20 protein-coding genes are annotated in these 20,687 nt (G+C 70.4%); 10 read left to right on the forward strand and 10 right to left on the reverse strand.

Translation table 11 applies throughout. The features are described from left to right. Window positions 1-35: 35 nt before the first annotated feature. Both ACILSK_RS08105 and ACILSK_RS08110 read right to left on the reverse strand, forming a co-directional pair. Window positions 36-2,846: an AAA family ATPase gene (locus tag ACILSK_RS08105; RefSeq protein WP_395726632.1), complete on the reverse strand. Its 2,811-nt coding sequence runs from the start codon at window positions 2,844-2,846 to the stop codon at window positions 36-38. A gap of 142 nt (window positions 2,847-2,988) precedes the next feature. Further along, entirely contained in the window at window positions 2,989-3,909 is a 921-nt protein-coding gene (locus ACILSK_RS08110) for a LysR family transcriptional regulator (protein WP_395726633.1), read from the reverse strand. Between the two features lie 232 nt (window positions 3,910-4,141). Here ACILSK_RS08110 and ACILSK_RS08115 point away from each other — a divergent pair, with 232 nt between their 5' ends. Then, on the forward strand, window positions 4,142-4,963 hold the full coding sequence (locus ACILSK_RS08115; RefSeq protein ID WP_395726634.1) for an IclR family transcriptional regulator: 822 nt from the start codon (window positions 4,142-4,144) through the stop codon (window positions 4,961-4,963). 121 nt (window positions 4,964-5,084) lie between these two features. Here the strand turns inward: ACILSK_RS08115 and ACILSK_RS08120 are convergent, their stop codons facing one another. After that, window positions 5,085-6,812 (reverse strand): PHA/PHB synthase family protein, encoded by a 1,728-nt coding sequence (locus tag ACILSK_RS08120; protein ID WP_395726635.1) that lies wholly within the window; start codon window positions 6,810-6,812, stop codon window positions 5,085-5,087. 188 nt (window positions 6,813-7,000) lie between these two features. Between ACILSK_RS08120 and ACILSK_RS08125 the strand changes: the two genes are divergently transcribed. The 4 genes from ACILSK_RS08125 (at window position 7,001) to ACILSK_RS08140 (ending at window position 10,744) form a co-directional block, all read left to right on the forward strand. Beyond that, on the forward strand, window positions 7,001-8,932 hold the full coding sequence (locus ACILSK_RS08125; protein ID WP_395726636.1) for a TIM barrel protein: 1,932 nt from the start codon (window positions 7,001-7,003) through the stop codon (window positions 8,930-8,932). 103 nt (window positions 8,933-9,035) lie between these two features. Next, the gene (locus tag ACILSK_RS08130) at window positions 9,036-9,269 is read left to right on the forward strand and encodes a hypothetical protein (protein WP_395726637.1); all 234 of its coding nucleotides are present in this window, start codon (window positions 9,036-9,038) and stop codon (window positions 9,267-9,269) included. Window positions 9,270-9,504: 235 nt separating this feature from the next. Further along, complete coding sequence (locus ACILSK_RS08135) at window positions 9,505-10,371, forward strand: sugar phosphate isomerase/epimerase family protein (protein WP_395726638.1); 867 nt, start codon at window positions 9,505-9,507, stop codon at window positions 10,369-10,371. A gap of 190 nt (window positions 10,372-10,561) precedes the next feature. Then, the gene (locus tag ACILSK_RS08140; protein ID WP_395726639.1) at window positions 10,562-10,744 is read left to right on the forward strand and encodes a hypothetical protein; all 183 of its coding nucleotides are present in this window, start codon (window positions 10,562-10,564) and stop codon (window positions 10,742-10,744) included. Between the two features lie 116 nt (window positions 10,745-10,860). Here the strand turns inward: ACILSK_RS08140 and ACILSK_RS08145 are convergent, their stop codons facing one another. The 6 genes from ACILSK_RS08145 to ACILSK_RS08170 all read right to left on the reverse strand — a co-directional run bounded on the left by ACILSK_RS08145 (window position 10,861) and on the right by ACILSK_RS08170 (window position 16,674). Next, entirely contained in the window at window positions 10,861-11,934 is a 1,074-nt protein-coding gene (locus ACILSK_RS08145; protein WP_395726640.1) for a hypothetical protein, read from the reverse strand. A 198-nt stretch (window positions 11,935-12,132) separates the two neighbouring features. Further along, on the reverse strand, window positions 12,133-13,176 hold the full coding sequence (locus ACILSK_RS08150) for a Gfo/Idh/MocA family protein (RefSeq protein ID WP_395726641.1): 1,044 nt from the start codon (window positions 13,174-13,176) through the stop codon (window positions 12,133-12,135). Window positions 13,177-13,207: 31 nt separating this feature from the next. Then, a complete protein-coding gene (aroQ, locus tag ACILSK_RS08155) occupies window positions 13,208-13,705 on the reverse strand; it encodes a type II 3-dehydroquinate dehydratase (RefSeq protein WP_395726642.1) in 498 nt (165 codons plus the stop codon). Window positions 13,706-13,811: 106 nt separating this feature from the next. Next, window positions 13,812-15,308 carry an MFS transporter gene (locus ACILSK_RS08160; protein ID WP_395726643.1) on the reverse strand — a complete coding sequence of 499 codons (1,497 nt, stop codon included), beginning with the start codon at window positions 15,306-15,308 and terminating at the stop codon, window positions 13,812-13,814. A 344-nt stretch (window positions 15,309-15,652) separates the two neighbouring features. Next, complete coding sequence (locus ACILSK_RS08165) at window positions 15,653-15,832, reverse strand: hypothetical protein (RefSeq protein WP_395726644.1); 180 nt, start codon at window positions 15,830-15,832, stop codon at window positions 15,653-15,655. 8 nt (window positions 15,833-15,840) lie between these two features. Beyond that, window positions 15,841-16,674 carry a shikimate dehydrogenase family protein gene (locus ACILSK_RS08170; RefSeq protein WP_395726645.1) on the reverse strand — a complete coding sequence of 278 codons (834 nt, stop codon included), beginning with the start codon at window positions 16,672-16,674 and terminating at the stop codon, window positions 15,841-15,843. A 237-nt stretch (window positions 16,675-16,911) separates the two neighbouring features. On the opposite strand from ACILSK_RS08170, the gene ACILSK_RS08175 reads away from it, so the two are divergent. The 5 genes from ACILSK_RS08175 to ACILSK_RS08195 all read left to right on the forward strand — a co-directional run bounded on the left by ACILSK_RS08175 (window position 16,912) and on the right by ACILSK_RS08195 (window position 20,563). Continuing rightward, a complete protein-coding gene (locus tag ACILSK_RS08175) occupies window positions 16,912-17,946 on the forward strand; it encodes an amidohydrolase family protein (RefSeq protein WP_395726646.1) in 1,035 nt (344 codons plus the stop codon). A 176-nt stretch (window positions 17,947-18,122) separates the two neighbouring features. Next, window positions 18,123-18,410: a hypothetical protein gene (locus ACILSK_RS08180; RefSeq protein ID WP_395726647.1), complete on the forward strand. Its 288-nt coding sequence runs from the start codon at window positions 18,123-18,125 to the stop codon at window positions 18,408-18,410. Then, window positions 18,398-19,252, forward strand: a complete 855-nt coding sequence (locus tag ACILSK_RS08185; RefSeq protein WP_395726648.1) for a hypothetical protein — start codon at window positions 18,398-18,400, stop codon at window positions 19,250-19,252. Before ACILSK_RS08180 ends, ACILSK_RS08185 begins: the two co-directional genes overlap by 13 nt. A 380-nt stretch (window positions 19,253-19,632) precedes the next feature. After that, entirely contained in the window at window positions 19,633-20,094 is a 462-nt protein-coding gene (locus tag ACILSK_RS08190; RefSeq protein WP_395726649.1) for a hypothetical protein, read from the forward strand. Beyond that, entirely contained in the window at window positions 20,081-20,563 is a 483-nt protein-coding gene (locus ACILSK_RS08195; protein WP_395726650.1) for an XRE family transcriptional regulator, read from the forward strand. The genes ACILSK_RS08190 and ACILSK_RS08195 overlap by 14 nt, the downstream gene beginning before the upstream one ends. Here ACILSK_RS08195 and ACILSK_RS08200 read toward each other — a convergent pair. Then, window positions 20,527-20,658: a hypothetical protein gene (locus ACILSK_RS08200; RefSeq protein WP_395726651.1), complete on the reverse strand. Its 132-nt coding sequence runs from the start codon at window positions 20,656-20,658 to the stop codon at window positions 20,527-20,529. The genes ACILSK_RS08195 and ACILSK_RS08200 overlap by 37 nt on opposite strands. Window positions 20,659-20,687: the final 29 nt, after the last annotated feature.

Consider the following 20,687-nt stretch of genomic DNA (forward strand, 5'->3'; position numbering starts at 1 on the left):
CGGTTCCGGGGAGTGGAATCTGAGCGCCACGCGGGTCACGACGGGGCGACGAACCCCGGTCCGAGCCGGTCGGCGAGCTGCCGGCGCGAGGTCACCCCGAGCTTGGCGAAGACGTTGCGCAGGTGGTATTCGACGGTCTTGATGCTGACCACGAGATCCGCGGCGATCTGGCGATTGCTCAGGCCGTCCGCAGCCAACCGGGCGACCACGTGCTCCTGGGAGGTCAGGTCGAACCGGGGCGAACCGGGCCGGGCGGCGGCCAGGCCGGCCTCGGCGAGCTCGGCATCGCACCGGTCCGCGTACGGCGTGGCGCCGAGCCGGCCGAACGTCTCCCGAGCAGCCATGAGCAGTTCGACCGCGTACCGACGACGGCCCAACCGGCGCATGGCGTGGCCGGCGGCGAACTCGATCTTGGCCCGTTCGAACGGCGCCGGCACCGCCGAGATCAGGTCGAGGGCCCGACCGAAGGCCGCACGAGCGGCCTCGGGCCGGGCGGCGGCCAGCTCGACCCGACCGCGGGCCCGGGCGAGCCGGGCCTGGGCAGAGTGCCGCCGCCGTTCATCGGCGCGCCGCTCGTGCGCCACCAGGAACTCGTCGGCCTCGTCGATCCGGCCCACCGCGACGAGCGCATCGGCGTACAGGTCGGACCACGCCCAGAATCCGGGCTCGTCCGCCGCGTCGCGCAGCGGGAACGCGCGGACCGGGTCGAGGGCGGCCAGCACGTCCGCGGGCCGACCGCGGGCCTCGCCCAGCCGCGCCCGCGCCATGCCCAACGCCATGACGGACCGTTCGTACCGCACGTGGCTGCGGGGCAGCAGCCGGAGGTAGGACTCGGCGGTCGCCCAGTCGCCGCGGGCGGCCGGCACCAGGACCGCGATGCCGACCACGGCCGACCGCAGGAAGCCGAAATCGGACTCGAGGTTGATCGCCACCGCCCGGTCCGCGCTGACCAGCGCCTCGTCCCAGTCTCCGGTCATCCACTGGGTGCGGGCCAGGTAGGCGTAGCTGAAGGCCGCCGTGTTCAGGATGCCCAACCGGGTCGCGGTGCCGACCACCGAGGTCAGCAGGGCGGCGGCCGAGTCGAATTCGTCGTCGATCAGATGCAGCACGGCCCGGGCCGAGCGCGGGTTGAGCCACAGGCGCAGGGCCTCCGGGGCCCGGGCGGCGGCGAGCGACTCGTCCACCCGGCCGGCATATCCGAGCCCGTGCACGAGATAGGTCACCGCGACCTCATGGATCGACGTTTCCAGCCCGGTGCCGATGTCACCGGCGGCCAGCGCCCGCTCGCACCAGGCGACGGTGCCGGCGGCGTCCAGCCGGCCGTAGTGGTGGATGGCCTGCATCACCGCGACCGCGGCCGTGGTGTCGAGCGAGGCCGGATCGGAGTCCACCGTTCGGGCGCGGTCCGCGGCCTCGTGCCCGACGGCCCGCCACGCCCGATCGAGCAATCCACCGGCCCGTACCGGATCCTCGGCGGCCATGGCCATGCCGCCCAGCACCAGGTCGCGCAGGGGGCCGGCCGGGTACGCGGCCACCTCGTCGGCCAGATCGGCGGCACCGGCCGCGTCACCCCGCAGCAGGGTCCAGACCAGGGCCCACAGCACCCGGGATCGCGCACGGCTCGGCTCGGTGCTCAGCCGGCTGGCCGAGACCAGGTGCACTGCGGCATTTTTCCAGTCGAAGCGACGCTGAGCGCGTTCGGCATAAGCGGTCAGGTCGGCCGCCAGCGCCTCGTCCGGACCGGTGGCCGCGGCCACCCGGTGCCGCAGGATCGCGGCATCGTCCGGCACCACGGCGGCAGCGGCCCGATGCAGCGCGTGCCGGCGGGCCGGACCGAGCGCGTCGTACAGCGCGGCCCGGACGAGCGGATGGCGAAATGCCACGGACCAGGGCCCCTGGTCTTGGCGGACCGTGAGCAGATCGTGGGCGGTCGCCTCGTCGATCGCGGGCACGACGTCGGCGGTGCCGGCGAGCGCGGCCGCCTCCGACACCGGGGCGTGCAGGCCAAGGACGGCGACCGCATCCAGGAACTCCTGGGTGGCCGGCCGGCAGGCGGCATAGCGTTCGCCCACCAGGTGCCGGAACGAGCGCGGCGGCGGCAGCAACGACTCGTCCTGCCGGGTCACCGGCCAGTCCGCGACCGGGAATTCTTCGAGCAGGGCCCGGGCGTGCAACGGATTCCCGTTGGTGCCCAGGCGCAGTCGACGGGCGGCCGGCGCGCTCAGACCGTCGACGCCTACGGCGCCGGCCAGTTCACGAAGGTCGTCCTCATCGAACCCGCCGAGCCGGATCACCAGGCCCAGGTGGCCACCGATCAACCGGGTCAGGCTGTCCGGGAGCTGCACCACACCGTCGGTGCGCACCCCGAACACGGCGAAGACCCGATCGGCAACCAGGCGGCGCAGGGCGAACACCAGCGCCTGCAGCGACTGCCGGTCCGCCCAGTGCGCGTCGTCGACGGCGAGCACGACCACCGCACCGGCCAGCGAATTCAGAAACTCCAGACATCTGGTCCCCATGGTGATCGGGTCGACCAGCCGCTCGGCGCTGCCCGGCGGAACCGGATCCTGCGCGCAGAACCGCTGCGCGGCAAGTGTTCCGGCCGAACGAGCGAGTTGGCCCAGCACGCCGTAGGCGAACAGCCGTTCGTTCTGGTCGCCACTGGCCCGCAGGACCACGACCTGACCGTCGTCGACGGTGCCGTCGAGCAGTGTCTCCAACAGGGCCGTCTTGCCGATGCCCGACGGCCCTTCGATCATCGCTACCCGTGGCCGCCCGGCCCGGGCGTCGGCCAGGCCGGCCCGGAGCACGGCGAGCTCGGCGCGCCGACCGATGAAAGCAGACATCACGTCCTCGGGACAGGCCGGAAACGCGGCGATGCGGCGGGCCCGGACGGGAACCCGGCTGACCCTACGCCGAACGGCAGGTCCTCACCACGGGCCGCGCGGCGCGCGTCCGCCCGGCGCGACGCCGGGCCGGCCGCGGGCTTCAACGCGGTCGACGCAGCGCACCGGACGGCATCGACGCCGCCAGGACGCCCTCGTGCAGGGCCTGCCCGACCGGGCTGGCCAACAGCACATCGAACCAGTCGACCGCCACCTCGAATCCGGGATCTGGTGTGCCGTCGATGCTCTCGAACTCCAGCACGGCGAGACCGGAATGATTCAGCAATCCAACGGCGCCGGCATTGACGACACCGACGCCCAGTCCGGAGCGGACCATCGCCGCCACCGTCTGTGGTGCATCGACGGTCAGCCGGCCGCGATCGGCACCTGGGGCGCCCGGCCCGGCCGGGTTCGCGTCCAGTGCCCGGCTCGACGCCGTACACAGCACGAGCCGATGATCGGCCAGCCGGCCAAGGGGGACCGGCTCGCCCGACCGAGCAAGCCGATGCGCATCGGGCACCACCACCCGGAGCGGCTCCCACCACAGGATCTGCCGCCGAGCTTGCGGCTCGGGTTCCCGATCGGCCGGGTTGACCGCGAGCACGGCGACGTCCGCGCCGTCCCCGTCCGACGATCCGCGCCCGCGTTCGACCACGGTCACCCGGGCATCGGGGAACGTGCCCAGCACGTCCGCGAGCACCTGCGGAAACAGGGTGGCGCCGAGCCAGGAGGTCGTCTGCACCACGATGTGCTGATCGGACAGGGCGCGCATCGCGGCCACCGCCGACCGGGCGGTGCGGACGCCGGCCAGAATCTCCCGGGCGTGGACCGCGAACACCCGACCCGCCTCGGTGACGACGGCCGGCCGTCGCCCCCGCTCGATCAACTGGACGCCGATCTCCCGTTCGAGGGCGGCGATGTGCGCACTGACCCGGGACTGGGACCGGTGGACCTGGATGGCCGCCGCAGTGAAGCCGCCGCGGTCGACGACCGCGAGAAACGTCTCCAGCCAGTCCAGTTCCACCAGACCATCCTGGTCACCCCCGGAGCCCGCCGCATCGATGGTCGACCCCAGTTCTGACCCCAGGGTGCCGGCTCGGCCGCGCGGCGGCATTGTTCTATTCGTGTCCCGGATGCTTTCCTCGGGATCACGCGCTGGCCGCCGCCCACCGGTTGTGCTTGCCTAGGTGCGGTGATCATCCGGACGGGTACCCCGCCCCCCCGGATGCGTCGACGACGACGACAAGGAGATGTCATTGGCCGGCAATTCCACCGAGGCCGGTCGCTCCGTCACCAGCAAGATCACCTCGATCCTGCTGACCTTCACCGAGGGGTCGGAGCATTCGCTCACCGAGATCGCCCGGCTGGCGGGGCTGCCCATCTCGACCGCGCACCGGCTCACGTCGGAACTCGCCTCGTGGCGGCTGCTGGAGCGCACCACGGACGGCCAGTACCGGGCCGGGTTGCCACTGCGGATGATCCGCGGTGCCGAGGCCGGGCCGCCCAGCATCGCCGAACGTGCGCCCTGCGTGCTCGAGGATCTGGCCGCGGCCACCCGGTGCCGGGCCCGGCTGGGAGTGCTGACCGAGATCGATGTCGCCTACATCGAGAAGGTGCCCGGAACCCGGCCGGCCACCACCTTCAGTGCGGCCGCCACGATGCCCGCACATCCGACGGCGATGGGCCGGGCCCTGCTCGCGTTCTCCCCGGCCCGCACCGTCGAGCTGACGATCATGCGCGGTCTGCGGGCCTACACCGCGCACACGGTGACGTCGCCGGACCGCTTCCGGCGCGCGCTCGGGGTGACCCGGCTGACCCGCGTCGCGGTGACCCGGTGGGAGCTGGAGAACGATCTGTGCTGGATCGGCATGCCGGTCTTCGGACCCGGCGGGCAGGTCGTGGCCGCCATCGAGATCGCGGTCAAGGACCTGAACCAGCAGATGCAGGCGGTGGTCGGCACCTTGGCGATCGCCTCGCGCAGCCTGACCCGCGAGCTGGCCGGTGACGCCGGGCCGGGGCGACCGCAGCCGTCGGAGCCGGCCCTTGCGGTGGACGACCTGCAGTTGACCTCCGGCTGATCGCCCGGCGTGGCGCCGGCGGCCGGGCCCTGGTCGGACAACCGCCGGTACCAACCCTGGTCGGACGGCTTCGGCCGGGTATCGAGCCGGCCCCGCCAGGGCCCGGCGGGGCCCGCCGAGGTCAGCCCAACACGTACGTGCCCGGACCGGCCCCGAGGACCGGGTACGTCGCGCTGCCCATCGGCGGCGGCTCGACCATCGGGCCGGAGGTTTCCGCCGACCACCGGGCCCAGTCGTCCCACCAGGTGCCCTGCTTGCGCGCGGCACCGGAACGCCACTCGGCGGCGCTCGCCGGCAACTTCTCGTCGCCGTCGGCGACCTGGTACCAGACCTTGGGCCCGGGCGGGCTCACGATCCCGGCGATGTGCCCGCCACTGCCCAGGACGAACCGGACCGGCCCGCTGACCAGGTTGACCGTCTTGTACGCCGACTCCCACAGCACGATGTGGTCGTTGATCGCACTGACCACGTAGGTCGGCGACTTGATGACGCTCAGATCGATCCTGGCTCCGCCGATCTCCAGTTCCCCGGTGGCCAGCTTGTTCTGCACGTAGAAGTTCTTCAGGTAAAACGCGTGCATGGTCGCCGGCATGCGCGTGCTGTCGGCATTCCAGGCCAGGATGTCGAACGCGGGCGGCGGCTGGCCCATCAGCCAGTTGGACACCACGTAGTTGAAGATCAGGTCGTTGGCTCGCAGGATGTCGAAGGTCCCGGCCATCGTCTCGCCTTCGAGCGTGCCCTCTTTCTTCATCTTGCGTTCCAGCCGCTCCACCGACTTCATGTCGGTGAACGCGCCGAGCTGGCCGGGCTGGGCGTAGTCGAGCATGGTGTTGAGCAGGGTGAGGGTGCCGACCCGGTTGTCACCCTGCTGGGTCAGGTAGGCGGCGGTGATCGCCGTCATCGCTCCACCCAGGCACAGGCCGACGATGTCGATCGTCTCGGCGCCGGTGATCTCCTGGATCACGTCCAGGGCGGTCGACGGGCCGTGCACCAGGTAGTCGTCCATGGTGGTGCCGGACATGTCCGCCGACGGGTTCTTGTAGCTGATGGTGAAGACCGTGCGGCCCTGCTTGACCGCCCACTCGATGAAGCTGCGGTTCGGTGCCAGGTCCATGATGTAGTACTTGTTGATCCACGGCGGGCTGCACAGCAGCGGGGCGGCGTGTACCTGCTCGGTCTGCGGCTCGTACTGGAGCAGCTCCATCAACTCGTTCCGGTACACCACCTTGGCCGGTGTGCAGGCGAGGTTCGCGCCGACCTCGAAGCCGCTGCGATCGACCTGCCGCGGCTTGCCGCCGTTGTTGATGACGTCGCCGACGAAGTTGCGGGCACCCTTGAGCAGGCTGGCGCCGGCGGTGTCGAACGCCTTCTGCAGCGCGGCCGGGTTGGTCGGCAGGAAATTGGTGGGCGCCAGGGCGTCGACGATGAGATCCAGCATCATCATCGCCTTGCGGCTCTCGTCGGGGCTCATCTCGGCCGAACCGATCACCTCGCGCGCGGCTTTGGCCGCGGCCAGGTAGGCCATCCGGATCGAGTAGTAGGCCGGGTTGTCCTGCCAGGCCGGCGCGGCGAACCGGCGGTCCTTCGGGTCGGCGTCCACCGGCGGCGGCACGTCCCGGCCCAGCCACCGGGCCCCGGCGGCCAGCGGGATGCGGACCAGGTCGCCGGCCAGGTGCAGGGCCGACTTGACCGGGACCACGGGATGGGCCACCGACGCCCGGACGGCCTTGACCAACGACTCGCCGAACCCGGCGATGTCGACGTCCTCGAAGATGTCGGTCTCCGGCGCGAGCACGCCGACCGCCCGCTCGGCAACGTCGCGCAGCGCTTCAGGAAGTTCCGGTGCCATGTTCCCCATCCTTGCGTCTCGACGGCCCCCGGTACAGGCGCCGGCGGACTCCCGCTGGTCGGAACACCCTTCGCTGGGCATGCCGGATCGAACCCGGTACCGGTATCTGTGGGTTCTGAATCGACCCCCAGGAGGCGATGATGTCATTGCTCGCGGGCTCGGCGCCCGGCGTAGCGCCGGCGGCGGACGTGGCTCCCGCCACACGCCGCCCGCCGCTGCGGACCGCGATCGCCACCGTCTGCATCTCGGGCACCCTGGAGGACAAGCTGATCGCGGCCGCCGCGGCCGGGTTCGACGGGGTGGAGATTTTCGAACCGGACTTCGTCATGTCCGCCACCTCGGCACCGGACGTGCGCGCGCGGTGCGCGGATCTGGGTCTGTCGATCGACCTGTACCAGCCGTTCCGTGACCTGGACTCGACCGACCCCGACCAGTTCGCCCGCAATCTGCGCCGCGCCGACCGCAAGTTCGACGTGATGGAGGCGCTGGGCACCGACCTCGTCCTGGTCTGCTCGGCCGTCTCCCCCACCGCCGTCGACGACAACGGGCTGATCGCCGACCAGCTGCACCAGCTCGCCGACCGGGCCCAACAGCGAGGAATGCGCATCTCCTACGAGGCGCTGGCCTGGGGCACCCACGTCAACACCTACGAGCGCTCGTGGGACATCGTCCGGGCCGCCGACCACCCCGCCCTGGGCATCTGCCTGGACAGCTTCCACATCCTGTCCCGCGGGTCGGATCCGGCCGGCATCGAAGCCATCCCCGGGGAGAAGATCTTCTTCCTGCAGCTGGCCGATGCGCCGCTGATGAACATGGACATCCTGCAGTGGAGCCGGCACCACCGGCTCTTCCCCGGCCAGGGCCGGTTCGACCTGCCCGCGTTCCTGCGCCACGTGCTGGCGGCCGGCTACACCGGCCCCCTGTCGCTGGAGGTGTTCAACGACGTCTTCCGCCAGTCCGACCCCCGGCGCGCGGCCGTCGACGCGCACCGGTCGTTGCTGGCCCTGTACGAATGGTCCGTCGGCCACCTGCCGCTGGACCGCAGCGGGCGGTCGGACCGGGTGCCGGGCGGCTTCGCGCCCCCGGTGCCGGACCTGGCCGGTTTCACCTTCGCGGAAATCTGCGTGGACGACGCGTCGGCCGAGAGCGTCACGCAGACACTGAGCCGGCTCGGGTTCGCCCACACCGGCCGGCATCGCACCAAGCCGGTGCAGCTGTGGTCGCAGGGTGCCGCGCGGGTGCTGGTCAACCGCAACCGGCGGGCCGACCCGACCGATCCGAACGGGTCCGTCGGAGCCGGGGTCGCCGCGATCGGATTCGAGACCGCCGATCCGACCGCGGCCGCCCTGCGCGCGCAGGCCATGCTCGCCCCGCTGGTGCCGCGGGACCGGGGGCCCGCCGAGGCGGACCTGTCCGCGGTCGCCGCGCCCGACGGCACCCAGGTGTTCTTCTGCCGGACCGGCGCCGACGACGCCACCAGCTGGATCGGCGACTTCGCCGACACCGGGCAGGCGCCGGTGCCCGGCGCGGGACTCACCGCGATCGACCACATCGAACTGACCCAGCCGTTCGACCGGTACGAGGAGGCGACGCTGTTCCTGCGCAGCGTCCTGGGTCTGGAACCGGAGTACGACCTGGAGTTTGCGGCGCCGTTCGGCCTCGTGCGCATCCGGTCGATGGCCAACGGTGCCGGCTCCGTCCGGATCGGCCTGAGCGGGTCGGTGCTGCGACGTAGCGGCCAGTGGATCCCGGGGGTGGTGGAGCCGCAGAACGTGGCCTTCGCCACCTCGGACATTTTCGCCGCGGCCCGCGCGGCCCAGGCGGCCGGCGCTCCGGTCGTTCCCGTCCCCGCGAACTTCTACGACGACCTCGATGCCCGGCTGACCATCGATCCGGACCGGCTCGCGCAGATGCGAGCGCTGAACGTGCTGCTGGACCGCACGTCTGACGGCGATTACTGGCACTTCTACACCGCGGTGCTCGGCGGGCGGGTCTTCTTCGAGGTGCTCCAGCGGGACGGCGGTTATCGCGGCAACGGCGAACTCGACGCCCCGGTGCGGATGTCCGGGCACCGCCGGCAACGGATCGACGCGCAGGCGTCCGGCCCGGCCGTGGTCTAGCCTGGAAATCGGACTACGGACGACACACGAGCTTCTCAACGATGCGTGGCCGCCGACCAGTGCCGAGCCGTCGGATTCGAACCGGCACGCAGCGGAGGCGCAGATGTCCGACACCCCAAGGAAATGGTCCCGCGCGGCATTGAGCGACGCTCTGCTGCGGTTCGCCGCGGAACGAGCCATGCAAACCCGAGAATTCGACCGGCGGGTCGCCGACCTGCCGGCGGACACGCCGGGCCAGGCCTCGCTGCGGGCCGCCCTGGGCGCGGCCAAGGCCTGGGAGGCCGCGGTGCTCTGGGTCGCCTGGCGCCTGCGGCCGCGCACCTCCATCGACACCTGACCCCAACCCCTCCCATTGCCGCGCGGATCATCTACGTCTGCACGGATGAACTCACCCCGTTTGTGACGGGTGGGACAGCAGTCGACGATTTCATCCGCGCGGTTGTCCACGGTTGTCCCCCGGCCGCCCGAACGACGGGACCGGACGCGGCATCCGTCCGCGCGTCTCCGGCCTGTCTGCTTCCGTTCCGCGGAAGGCGCTGCCGCCGCCGGGACGGGCTGAGCAGACTGGAGCCATGACGTCCATGCCCGCTTCGCCGACCGCCGTGCTGGGTGCGCCCGGCCTCGCCCCGCCGCTGATCATCAGTTCCTACACGCTCGGCACCACCGTGCCGTTCGTCGATCGGGTGGCCGCGGCCGCGGGGGCCGGCTTCGAGGGCATCGGGCTGCGGGCCGAAAACTATTGGGATGCGGTGGATGCCGGCCTGAGCGCGGCGGAGATGGCCGGGATCGCCTCGGCGGCCGGCACTCCGGTGCTGGAGGTGGAGTACCTCACCGGCTGGGGCACGGCGGCCGATCGGAACGCCGAGCAGCAACGCAAGGAACGGACCGTGTTCGAGATGGCCCGCGCGTTCGGCGTCCGGCACCTGAACGCGGGCCTGCTCGAGCACCTTCCGGTCGAGCAGATCACCGAGGCCCTCGCGGGCCTGTGCGACCGGGCCGGTTCCGATCTGGTCGTGGCGCTGGAGTTCATGCCCTACAGCGGGGTGCCGGACCTGGCGACCGCGTGGCAGGTGGTGCGGGACTCCGGTCGGCCGAACGCCGCGCTGATCATCGACGTCTGGCACTGGGCACGCGCGGGGATGACGGCGGCCGACCTCGCATCGGTGCCGGCCGAGTCGATCGTCGCAGTGCAGCTGTGCGACGTGCTGGCCGAGCCGATGGACCCGCCACGAAGCGAGTCGCTCGGGCATCGGCTGCCGCCGGGCCAGGGGCACGGCGACGCCGCCGGGATGGTGCGGGCGTTGCACGATCGCGCGGTGGCGCCGGCCGTCGTGACCGTCGAGGTGATCTCGGACGCCCTCGTCGCCGGCGGCGTCGAGCGGGCCGCTCGGACCGTGCACCAGGCCGCTGTGGACCTCCTGCTCGCGACAACCACCTGAAGTCGGCGTCCCACCACCCTTTCCCGCGATTCGCGGGGGGATTCGTCCGCGTATGCCCTGACATTCGGTGACGATCGACGTTCGAACGGGCACCAATCACAGCGGTCAATCACCGGACGTGCCCCGTGACGCGGGCTTTCCGGTCCGAGGGCTTTGACAACGTGCTCCGATCTCGGCAAAACCGTGATTGATGACCACCCACCAGGTGAATCGTCAATGGGTCACCCCGACCCGGTTCATGCTCGGGCTCGGCATCTTCGTCGTCATCGGTGTCGTCGGCACGCTCCTCGTCCCGATGCCTTGGGCCGGGCTGTTTTTCGGGTCCGGACTGACGGCCCTGACCATGCTGCTGATGACCGGCGGCTATTTCTGAGCGGACGCCCGCCGCCGCCGGCGGGCCGGCATCGAAGGCTGGCGCCGCGCGGATCAACGACGCCGGCGCGGCTGAACTGTGCATTTTCCGTCACGCTCGTCACGTTCAGGCCACTTTCATCCGCGCAGGAATTCATCGGGCGGGTCGGCCGCTGAGGCCGGCGCCGCCTGTCGACCACCGGAATCGGGCTGTACGGAATCGGCCCAGGGCGGGTCCAGACGCCAGCCGGTCGGGACGGGCGCATCCCGGCGAAGCCGTCTCGCCTCGCCCACCCGGTGCAGCAGCAGACCGGGAGACCCGATCGCGTCGGCCCAGGTGTACCGAACCACCCCGTAGCCGAGCGCGCGGATCAGCCGCTCGCGCTCCTTCTCGTCGCGGACGATCATGTCGGCGTCGGGCCGGTCGCGGTACTTCACAGCGCCGTCGCCCTCAAGCACCACCCCCTCGTCGGGCAGTAGGTGGTCCACCCGGAACCAACGGGAGCCGGCTCCGATCCAGACATTGCTCAGCGGTGGACGCCGGTCGGCCGCGAGAAAGGCGTAACGGCAGAGGGACTCGAGCGGGCTCTCGACCCTCCGGTCGGCGTGCTCGGCGACCCACGCCACCGATTGGATGCCGGGATAGGCCAGCATGTTCTCGGCGATCCGGGTCACCGCCTCCCGGTCGACGCCGGAATGCAGGACGGCGTCCGCCGCCACCAGGCCGTCCCGGGGGCCGAGATGCCGGGCGATGTCCACGACGCAGAACGCCGGGCTGACGACCGGCACGCGGTGCCGTTCGGTGCGGCACGTCAGGGGCAGGTAGCCGTGCCGGACCCGGCCGTAGGGCGATCGGTCGTGGCCGGTGTGGGCGTTCCCCGGCCGGATCGCGATCGGCGTACCCGTCGGGTCGTCGACCAGCGGCACGTCGAGCAGCAGCGCAGCCCCCGCCCCGGTGAGGTGAGCATCGCCCCTCAGGCAGAGCCCGAAGGCGAGCGTGCGGAACCGGAAGCGCTCGCGTTCGCTCGCGGCGTCCCAGTCCACCGTGCGCGCGAAGGCGGCCTTGCCGAGTCGGATCAGGTCGGCCCGGTCGACGGCACGGACCAGCAGGCCCCTGGGCAGACCGGAGGACAGCGCGTCGCGCGCATGCACGACCGGGCCCCAGCGGGCAAACAGTTGATCAAGCAGGCGGCGGTCGCTGAGCACACTCATGACGCCGAGGATGGCCGGTCGCCGACGTGATCGGGAGAGGCAATTCGAAAGTGTGGACAACACGATCCGGGCAGATCGAGTTGTCCACAAAGACCGGCTCGCCCGCGCGGCTGAAGTCGTTGACATCTGTCCCACCAGTCCCAAACGCCGTCTTTTCATCCGCGCGGGCGTCGTTGATCCGCGCGGCAAAAGGAGAGGTCAGGTGGGGATGTCGACGGGGCGGCCGGTGCGGGCGGCCTCGACGACGGCGTCGACGACCGTGAGGGTCTTGAGCCCGTCCCGGCCGCTGCACACCGGGTGCTGCTCGCCCCGGATGACGGCGGCGAAGTGGGTGATCTGGTTGGCCAACGGGTCGCTGCGGTCCAGATCGATGGTGGACGAGGTCAGCGGCGCCCACCAGGAGCGCTCGCCCTCGTAGACCTTCAGCCGCATCGTCGGCACCGAGAGCGAGCCGCGGGTGCCGGCGATGTGGTAGCAGTCCTCGTCGGGGAAGCTGTCGTAGCTCGTGTTCTCCTGGGACGTCTGCTCCCACGAGCGCGGCGAGGCCGCGGTGTCGGACAGCACGAATGTACCTAATGCCCCGTTCGCGAAGGTGAAGATCATCGCCGCGGTGTCCTCGACGGCAAACCCGCGGGTCGCGTTCGACGTCACCGCCTGCACCCGGACGATGTCGCCGACCAGGGCGAGCAGGTTGTTCACCTCGTGGATCAGGTTGAGCAGGATCGGGCCCCCGCCCGGCTGGGTGCGCCACCCGCCGCCGGCGGCGAAGTAGTCGTCGGGCTTGTGAAACAGCGCCGTGCCGACGACCGCGACCAGGTCGCCGAGCGCGCCGCTGCGGATGGTCTCCCGGGCTCGCGCCAGGATCGGGCTGTAGTTGCGGTGATGCCCGGTGAGCACCGGCACGCCGGCCGCCTCGCCGGCCTCCACCAGCCGGGTCGCCGACTCCACACTGTCCCCGATCGGCTTCTCCACGATGACCGGCACGCCGGCGGCGACGCATTCCAGGCCGCCGTCGACGTGCAGTTGATTGGGCGTGGCCAGGATGACGCCGTCCGGCCGGTCCACCGCGAACAGGTCGGCGAGCGAGTCGTACCGGCGGACCGCGTACGTCGCCGCCACCTCGTCGGCGGCGGCGAGCGGGTCGATCACGGCCGCCAGTTCGGTCTCGGCGGACGCGTCGATCTCCTCGATGTGCCGCCGGCCGATCAGGCCGGCGCCGACGACGGCGATCCGGACGGTCACACCGGCTCGGATCGACGGTGCCCGCGCCCGCTCACGTGCGGACCCCCGGCTTGAGATTCTTGGACACCTCGGCCTCGTGCAATTCGTACAGCCCGCGGATGGCCAGCGAGTAGCCGGGCACCCCGAACCCGACGATGATGCCCCGGGCGATCGGCGAGACCACCGAGTGGTGCCGGAATTCCTCCCGGGCGTGCACGTTGGAGATGTGCAGCTCGATCACCGGGACCATGGCAGCCTCGATGGCGTCCCGGATCGCGTACGAGTAGTGGGTGTGCGCGCCCGGGTTGTACACCATGCCGATCGACTCGCCGGACTTGAACGCCGGCCCGGTCTCGTGGATCCAGTCGATCAGCTGCCCCTCGTAGTTGGACTGCAGGAACCGCAACTCCAGGCCGAGCTTCTCGGCGTCGGCGCGGCACATCTGCTCGACGTCCGCCAGGGTGGTGCGGCCGTAGACCTCGGGCTTGCGGGTGCCGAGGGTGTTGAGATTGGGGCCGTTCATCACGGTGATCGAGGGCTTGATTGACATGGGTTGATTCTCTCCGAAGTGGGTCGCTGGGCCGGAACACGGCGACGGCCGGCCGACGCGTGGTCGGCCGGCCGTCGGGGGACGTGCGGGGTGGGCGGGTCGTGGATCAGACCGGCTGGTCGACCCCGGTGCGGCGGATCCGGTCGTACTCCTCCTTGGGCACCGGGACGGCGTGCTTGCTGCCCAGGTCGTTCATGTGCACCCGGAAGGTCTCCCGCGCGCTCCACGCGGCGATGGCGGCGATGACGGCCAGGGCGAAGGTGATCGCGCCGACGGTCCAGACGACGTCCATCTCGATCGAGTCGGCCAATGAACGGCAGGTTTCGCCGTTGACGATCGCGTCCGGCACGAACTTCTTGTCCACCACGCACGGGTCGCTGGGGGTCGGGCCGACGATGGCGGCGTAGATGGCCGGCAGGAAGGCGGTGATCAGGGTGCCCAGGTTCTGCGAGACCGCGAAGCCGGTGACCCGGGTCTTGGTCGGGAACAGCTCCTGGAAGAACGACGGGAACACCGCGTTGTAGCCCTGGTAGACGCAACCCCACATCAGCATGGCGAAGAAGAACGCCATCGGCAGGTTCGCCTCGGCGACGAAGTACAGGTACGGGAAGGCCAGGATGCCCGAGCCGAGGCAGCCGACGATGATGACCGGCCGGCGGCCGATCCGGTCGGACAGGTTGCCGACGAACGGGATCAGCAGCACGGCGATCAGGTTGCCGGAGACCGAGATCCACAGGTAGTTGGTGGAGGTCAATCCGACGCCGTAGGCCGCGGAGGTGGCGAACGTGGCGCCGAAAACGGTGACCGCGGTCGGGATGGCGTTCATGAGGGCCATGCAGGCGACCCGGACCATGTCGATGCCGTTCTCCTTGACGACCTGGACGATCGGCGCCTGCGGCACCTCGCCCTCCTCTGCCTCTTCCTCGAACGCCGGGGTCTCGTTGACGTTGCGCCGGATCATGTAACCGACGAACACGACGATCGCGGACAGGAAGAACGGGATCCGCCAGCCCCAGGTCTGGAACGCCTCGGTCGGCAGGATCGCGGACAGCGGCAGGAAGATGGCGGCGGCGAAGATCTGGCCGGCCTGCACGCCCTGCAGGGTGAAGCTGGTGTAGTAGCCGCGGCGGCCGAACGGCGAGTGCTCCAGGATCATCGCGCTGGCGCCGGAGATCTCGCCGCCGACCGCGAAGCCCTGGATGAGCCGGAGCACGACCAGCAGGATCGGCGCCCAGATGCCGACGGCCTCGTAGCTGGGCAGCAGGCCGACACAGAACGTCGAGAAGCCGATGAGCAGCATGCACAGCACGAGCACGTTCTTGCGGCCGTGCTTGTCACCCCAGTGCCCCAGCACGAAGGCGCCGATGGGCCGGGCGACGTAGCCGACGCCGAAGGTGGCGAACGAGGCGACGATGGCGGTCTGCGCGTTGCCGCTGGGGAAGAACAGGGTCGGGAAGATCAGCGCGGCGGCCTGGGCGTAGATGAAGAAGTCGTAGTACTCCAGGGCGCTGCCGATCCAGCCGCTGGCGGCGGCCTTCTTCGGGGTCTTCTCGTGGGCCGTCGGTTCGTGCGAGCCCGGTGGCTCCTTGATGACGTCTGCCATGTGGTTCTCCTCGTCACGGGTCGCCGGGCGCGACTTGCGGCGGCTGTGATGTAGTGCACCGCCCCGCCAAGACCCGGTCAACGACTGCCGGTGCCCTTTCCGCTGGACGGCAGCGTTCCGCCGTGCCGATCACGGAATGACCGTCGACGCGATGACGAAACGAAAACGATTGACGGACAGACCGAATCGTCGACCCGGCCGGAGGTGCCGCGCCGTCACGCACAGTATGCCGGCGCATTCAGCCGCCGCCGGCCCGACGGCGGCCTCCGCTCCCGAGAACGCAAAAAGGACGGGTCCGCCATCCGGCGGACCCGCCCTTCGAGATAAGCGGCGAAAGCTGGGAGTCAGGGTACGAAACGGTCACGCATCACGAGGTTGACCACGACGGCGAGCACGCCGATGACGATCAGCATCCAGGCCAGGGTGGAGTAATCCGCACCGCCACGGAAGAGCAACACCAGCCCGCCGAACAGGACGAAGGCCGAAAATCCCATCGCCAGGATCCACCGCCAGCGGTCCGCCATGGTGCCCATCATGCCGGGATCAGCGAGACTGCGCGCAACTCCTCGGGCGTGGTGCTGCCGAACCCGAAGAACTCCAGGTACGCCGGGATCTGCTCGTACAGCATGTCCGAGCCGACCTGGATCTGGCAGCCCTTGTCCAGCGCGGCCTGCAGGAACGGGGTGATCGTCTGCTTCATGACGACCTCGCCGACGAAGGTCCCGGGCGCGATGCGGTCGATGTCCATGGGCAGCGGGTCGCCGTCGTTCATGCCGAGCGGGGTCGCGTTGACCACCAGGTCGTAGCCATCCGGGTCCTTCGATCCGACGATGGTCTTCGTCTGTGGATAGTGCTCGTTCAACCGGCCGGCGAGCGCCTCCGACGCGGCGATGTTCGGGTCGTACAGGCCGATCTCGGCCAGCCCGTCGGCCACCAGCGAGGCCGCGATCGGCGATCCGACGCCGCCGTTGCCGACCACCAGCGCCCGCTTGCCGGTGACGTCGAAGCCCTTGCGGGCCACCCCCCGGGCGAAGCCGGCCCCGTCGAACTGGTCACCCAGCAGCGACCCGTCCTCGCGCAGCAGCACCGCGTTGGAGGCGCCGGCCACCTTCGCGATCGGGGTGAGCTCGTCGACCAGCTCGGTCGTCGTCACCTTGTGCGGCATGGTGACCAGCGCGCCGCGAATGTTGCTCATCTTGAACAACAGTGGGAAGAACTCCCGGTACTCCTCCGGCTTCACCCCCATCGGCACCACCACCGCGTCGATGTCGTGCTTGTCGAACCACGGGTTGTAGATCAGCGGGGCCTTGAAGGCGAAGGTCGGGTACCCCAGGTGGGCGATCAGTGTGGTCTTGCCGCTGATCATGGACATCTCCTTTGATCCGTTCGGGACGCCGCGCAGGGGCCGCGGACCGGCAGCCGGGCAGCGGGGCCGTTCTCGGAGGTTGTCACCTCCGCCGTGCAGTCGCGGGCGGCCCGTCGCCAACTTCCGACCAGTGAAAGCGGGCCGAGGGACCGGGACCGCGATGGTGGACACATCGGTACGGTCAGCGGACCGCGCCGCCATTGCGGACCGATGCCGTCACCGATGCGAGGAGTCGCCGTGGCAGTCCCCGAACCCGCCGAGCCGGGCGGTCCGCCGACCGTCGACGTGCACGCCCACGCGATGCCGATGCCTCTGCTGCGCAGCCTGGCCGACCGTGGCCTGGCCGACGTGTCGGCCGTGGACGCCGGAATCGTCCGGCTCGACCCGGTGATCAGCGGGGTCGGCCCGGGTGCGCCGCTGCCGCTGGCCCGCTCGCAGCACGACGTGGCCACCCGGCTGGCCGAGATGGACGAGGCCGGCGTCGATGTGCACGCCGTCTCCCTGCCGCCGTTCCTGTTCGCCACCAACGCCACCGATGCGGCGTTCGCCGCCCAGGTGGTCGCGCAGGGCAACGACGAGCTCGCGGCGTACGTCGCCGCCGCCCCGGACCGGCTGGTCGGCCTGGGCTACGTGCCGCTCGGCCACGCCGGCGTCGCCGACGAGGCCGTTCGGGTGCTGGACGAGCTCGGCATGGCCGGCATCGCCATCGGCAGCCAGGGCGGCGGCAAGGACCTCGACGACCCGATCAACGAGGACCTCTGGGCCCTGCTCGCCGAACGGAACACCTTCGTCTTCATGCATCCGTCCGGGATGCCGGCCGGACCGCGGCTCAAGGACTTCTGGATGCCGCAACTGGTCGGCTACCCGATGGAGACCGCGATCGCGGTGGCCCGGCTCGTGTTCAGCGGGGTCCTGGAGCGGCACCCGTTCACCCTGTGCCTGGCCCACGGCGGCGGCTGCTTGCCCTCGCTCCGCGGCCGGATGGACATGGGCTGGGAGCGCAAGGACGTCGCGCGCACCAACGACCACCCGCCGAGCCACTACACGCGGCGGCTGTACTACGACACGGCGGTGTTCGACACCACCACGCTGCGCCGGATCGTCGAGGACGTCGGCGTCGAGCACGTGCTGATGGGCACCGACCACCCGTTCGAGCTGGGCGATCCGACCCCGCGGGTGACGGTCGGCGACCTCGGCCTGAGCGAGGCCGAGACGGCGGCGATCCTGGGCGGGACCGCTGCCGGACTGCTCGGGCTGACCGTCCGGCGCTGAGCCGGCGGCGTCCCGCCGGGGCCCGGCCGGGGCCGCTCCGGGTCGACGGTCCCAGCCGGGTGTCCACTCGACGGAAGGTCGGCCGGGCGCGACCCACGCCACCCCGGCAACTTCTAGCGTTGGCGTGAGCGAGAAATGATCGAAAGGGGAGAACGAATGCGAGGTGACCGAGCGGGATGAGCCTGTACATGGTTCAGCGTTGCTTGTTCGACCATCTGCGGCGGCTCGAGGCGGCCGGTGACGGCCCCAAGCCGGACCTGGTGGTCGAGGGGTACGACCTGACACCCGAGGAGGAAAAGGCGCTCCTGGCACCCGATATCGGCGCCATCTACGCGATGGGCGTGCACCCGGTGATCCTCAACGGGTTCTGCCGGGCCCTTGGCTACAAGCGAGCCGACTACCGACCCCTGCTGGAGCAGTCCGGCGCCGTTCCGGAGAGGAAGAAGACCAGATGGCAGAAATAGTCATGGCCTACTCGGCCTCGCACGCGCCGATGATGACGGCGGACCCGGGGTCCGCCCCGCGCGAGCAGGCCGACAGCTTCTTCGGGGCCCTGGAGAAGGTCCGGGACAAGTGTCGCGAGCTCGACGTGCAGGCCATCGTGATGATGACCGGCGAGCACTTCACCAACTTCTTCCTGGACGGCCTGCCGCAGATCGCGATCGGTCTGGACGACGAGCATCTGGGCCCGCCCGAGGTGTGGCTGCAGGTGCCGAAGAAGATGGTCCCCTCCAACGCCGGCCTGGCCGCGCACATCACCGCCAGCCTGATCGAGCAGGACGTGCAGCCCGCGCTGTCCTACGGCATGAAGATCGACCACGGCTTCATGACCGTCTACTACTGGCTCGACAACTCGATGGAGTTGCCGATGGTGCCGATCGTGCTGAACTGCACGACGCCGCCGCTGATGACGGTGCGCCAGTTCCACGAGTTCGGCAAGAAGCTGGGCAAGGCGATCCGCTCGTACGACGGCCTGGAGCGGGTGGCCCTGGTCGCCGGCGGCGGCCTGTCGCACTTCGTCGGCGAGCCTCGGATCGGCGACATCGACGAGGAGTTCGACCACTGGTTCCTGGACATGCTGGCCACCGGCGACCTGACCGACATCATCGACATTCCCAATGACGAGCTGATGGAGGCCGGCAACGGCACCGGCGAGATCCGCGCCTGGGTCGCGCTGGCCGGCGCCATGCACGACGCCCCCGGCGAGGTGCTCTCGTACGTGCCGGTCTACGAATGGATCAACGGCATGGGGGTCGTGCTGTACAAGGGCGATTCCGAGGCCACCGCGGCGGCCGCGAGCGTCTGACCCCCTTCCCACCCGCAGTTGATCATGACGAACACGCCCTCATTCCTCGCGGATGGGGGCGTGTTCTTCATGATCAACCCTGCCAGGACCGTTATCACTTCTGATGAGATCGCGGGATGCCCTCTGAACCGGACAAGCCGACGCGGGATATCGATCCCCCACTCGACCTGATGCCGGTCCTGCGAAGTGCCGCACGCCTCCAGCAAGTCGTGCCCGATGCAATCCTGGTGGGCGGCACCGCGAGTGCTGCGTACGCCGGTCGCCGACTGTCCTTCGACCACGATCACGTCCTCGCCCTTCGGGAACGATACGAAGCGATCTTGGAGGCCGTGGAGGCCACGGACGGCTGGGCGACGAGCGTTCGTGCTTCCAAGCCACCGATGACGATCATGCGCCGGCTCGGTGGAATCGAGGCGGGACTTCGGCAACTGCGGCGACAGGTGCCACTGGAGATCCAGATCGCCGACCTGCCCGATGGACAGCGGATACGAATTCCGACCATCGCCGAGGCATTGCGAGTCAAGGCCTACCTGATCGTGGCCCGCAATCAGGTCCGGGACTACCTCGACGTGGCCGCCCTGGCCGATCGGATCGGCCTCGACGAGGCAGCCGCGGTCCTGGCGGACATCGACCGCTACTACCTCGATCGCTCCGGTGACGCCGAGTCGGTGGTGTCGACGCTGGTCCCTCGACTGGCGCACCCCACTCCCCGGGACCGGCCCACGCTCGGCGAGCTACCCCGGTACAAAGGCCTGCTCGAACGCTGGCAGGACTGGGACGAAACCCTTGGTGTCTGTGCCGATCTGGCCCAGGCCATCCTCTGCGGAGGTGACATTGGCTGAGCTGGCGTTCCGCAACCTCGACGCATCACCGCTTGATCCGGTCGAGACCTGGCCGTACGAGGGCCTGGTCACTGCGATCGAGCGCGGGTTCCTCTCCGACTGGCGCCGGATCGCGCAGGCGATCCGGCAGGCGCCCTGGGGATCGGTCGCCCGCAACATTGAGGCCTACGCGGCCTACGGCGAGGAGACCGAGGTCGCCGCGCTTCTCGTCGAGACGGTCCGACGAGCCCGCGCCGCCGCGGATCAGGCGGACCGGGCGCAGGTTCGGGACAGCGTGCGGTCGGCAGTTGCCCGGAGCGGTCTGCCGGCCCGCCGTTTTGCTGCGGAGGTCGGTACCTCGGCGTCCCGGTTGTCGACTTATTGCGCAGGTACCGTCCAACCCAGCGCCGCCATGGTGCTTCGCATCGAGAGAGAATCGCGCCGGCTGGGCGCTCAATCCGATCCGGGTGCGCCGGACGCGGGGGCGTAGAGCCAGCGGGCCAGCAGCCGGGCGACGCGACGCATCACCAGCCAGGTCGCGATGGCGCTGACCGTCACCCAGATCAGCACGGTGGGCAACGGCAACGGCCAGCCGTCCAGGTTCCGCCCATCTG

The organism is Nakamurella sp., from assembly GCF_044224575.1.
Taxonomy (GTDB): Bacteria; Actinomycetota; Actinomycetes; order Mycobacteriales; family Nakamurellaceae; genus Nakamurella.

Bases quoted from the DNA above. Each gene is read 5' to 3' on its own strand.
- ACILSK_RS08180 (WP_395726647.1), top strand. From the start codon at position 18,123: ATGAGCCTGTACATGGTTCAGCGTTGCTTGTTCGACCATCTGCGGCGG.
- ACILSK_RS08145 (WP_395726640.1), bottom strand. From the start codon at position 11,934: ATGAGTGTGCTCAGCGACCGCCGCCTGCTTGATCAACTGTTTGCCCGC.
- ACILSK_RS08185 (WP_395726648.1), top strand. From the start codon at position 18,398: ATGGCAGAAATAGTCATGGCCTACTCGGCCTCGCACGCGCCGATGATG.
- ACILSK_RS08160 (WP_395726643.1), bottom strand. From the start codon at position 15,308: ATGGCAGACGTCATCAAGGAGCCACCGGGCTCGCACGAACCGACGGCC.
- ACILSK_RS08105 (WP_395726632.1), bottom strand. From the start codon at position 2,846: ATGTCTGCTTTCATCGGTCGGCGCGCCGAGCTCGCCGTGCTCCGGGCC.
- aroQ (WP_395726642.1), bottom strand. From the start codon at position 13,705: ATGTCAATCAAGCCCTCGATCACCGTGATGAACGGCCCCAATCTCAAC.
- ACILSK_RS08170 (WP_395726645.1), bottom strand. From the start codon at position 16,674: ATGATCAGCGGCAAGACCACACTGATCGCCCACCTGGGGTACCCGACC.
- ACILSK_RS08140 (WP_395726639.1), top strand. From the start codon at position 10,562: ATGACCACCCACCAGGTGAATCGTCAATGGGTCACCCCGACCCGGTTC.
- ACILSK_RS08165 (WP_395726644.1), bottom strand. From the start codon at position 15,832: ATGGCGGACCGCTGGCGGTGGATCCTGGCGATGGGATTTTCGGCCTTC.
- ACILSK_RS08130 (WP_395726637.1), top strand. From the start codon at position 9,036: ATGTCCGACACCCCAAGGAAATGGTCCCGCGCGGCATTGAGCGACGCT.
- ACILSK_RS08120 (WP_395726635.1), bottom strand. From the start codon at position 6,812: ATGGCACCGGAACTTCCTGAAGCGCTGCGCGACGTTGCCGAGCGGGCG.
- ACILSK_RS08135 (WP_395726638.1), top strand. From the start codon at position 9,505: ATGACGTCCATGCCCGCTTCGCCGACCGCCGTGCTGGGTGCGCCCGGC.
- ACILSK_RS08190 (WP_395726649.1), top strand. From the start codon at position 19,633: ATGACGATCATGCGCCGGCTCGGTGGAATCGAGGCGGGACTTCGGCAA.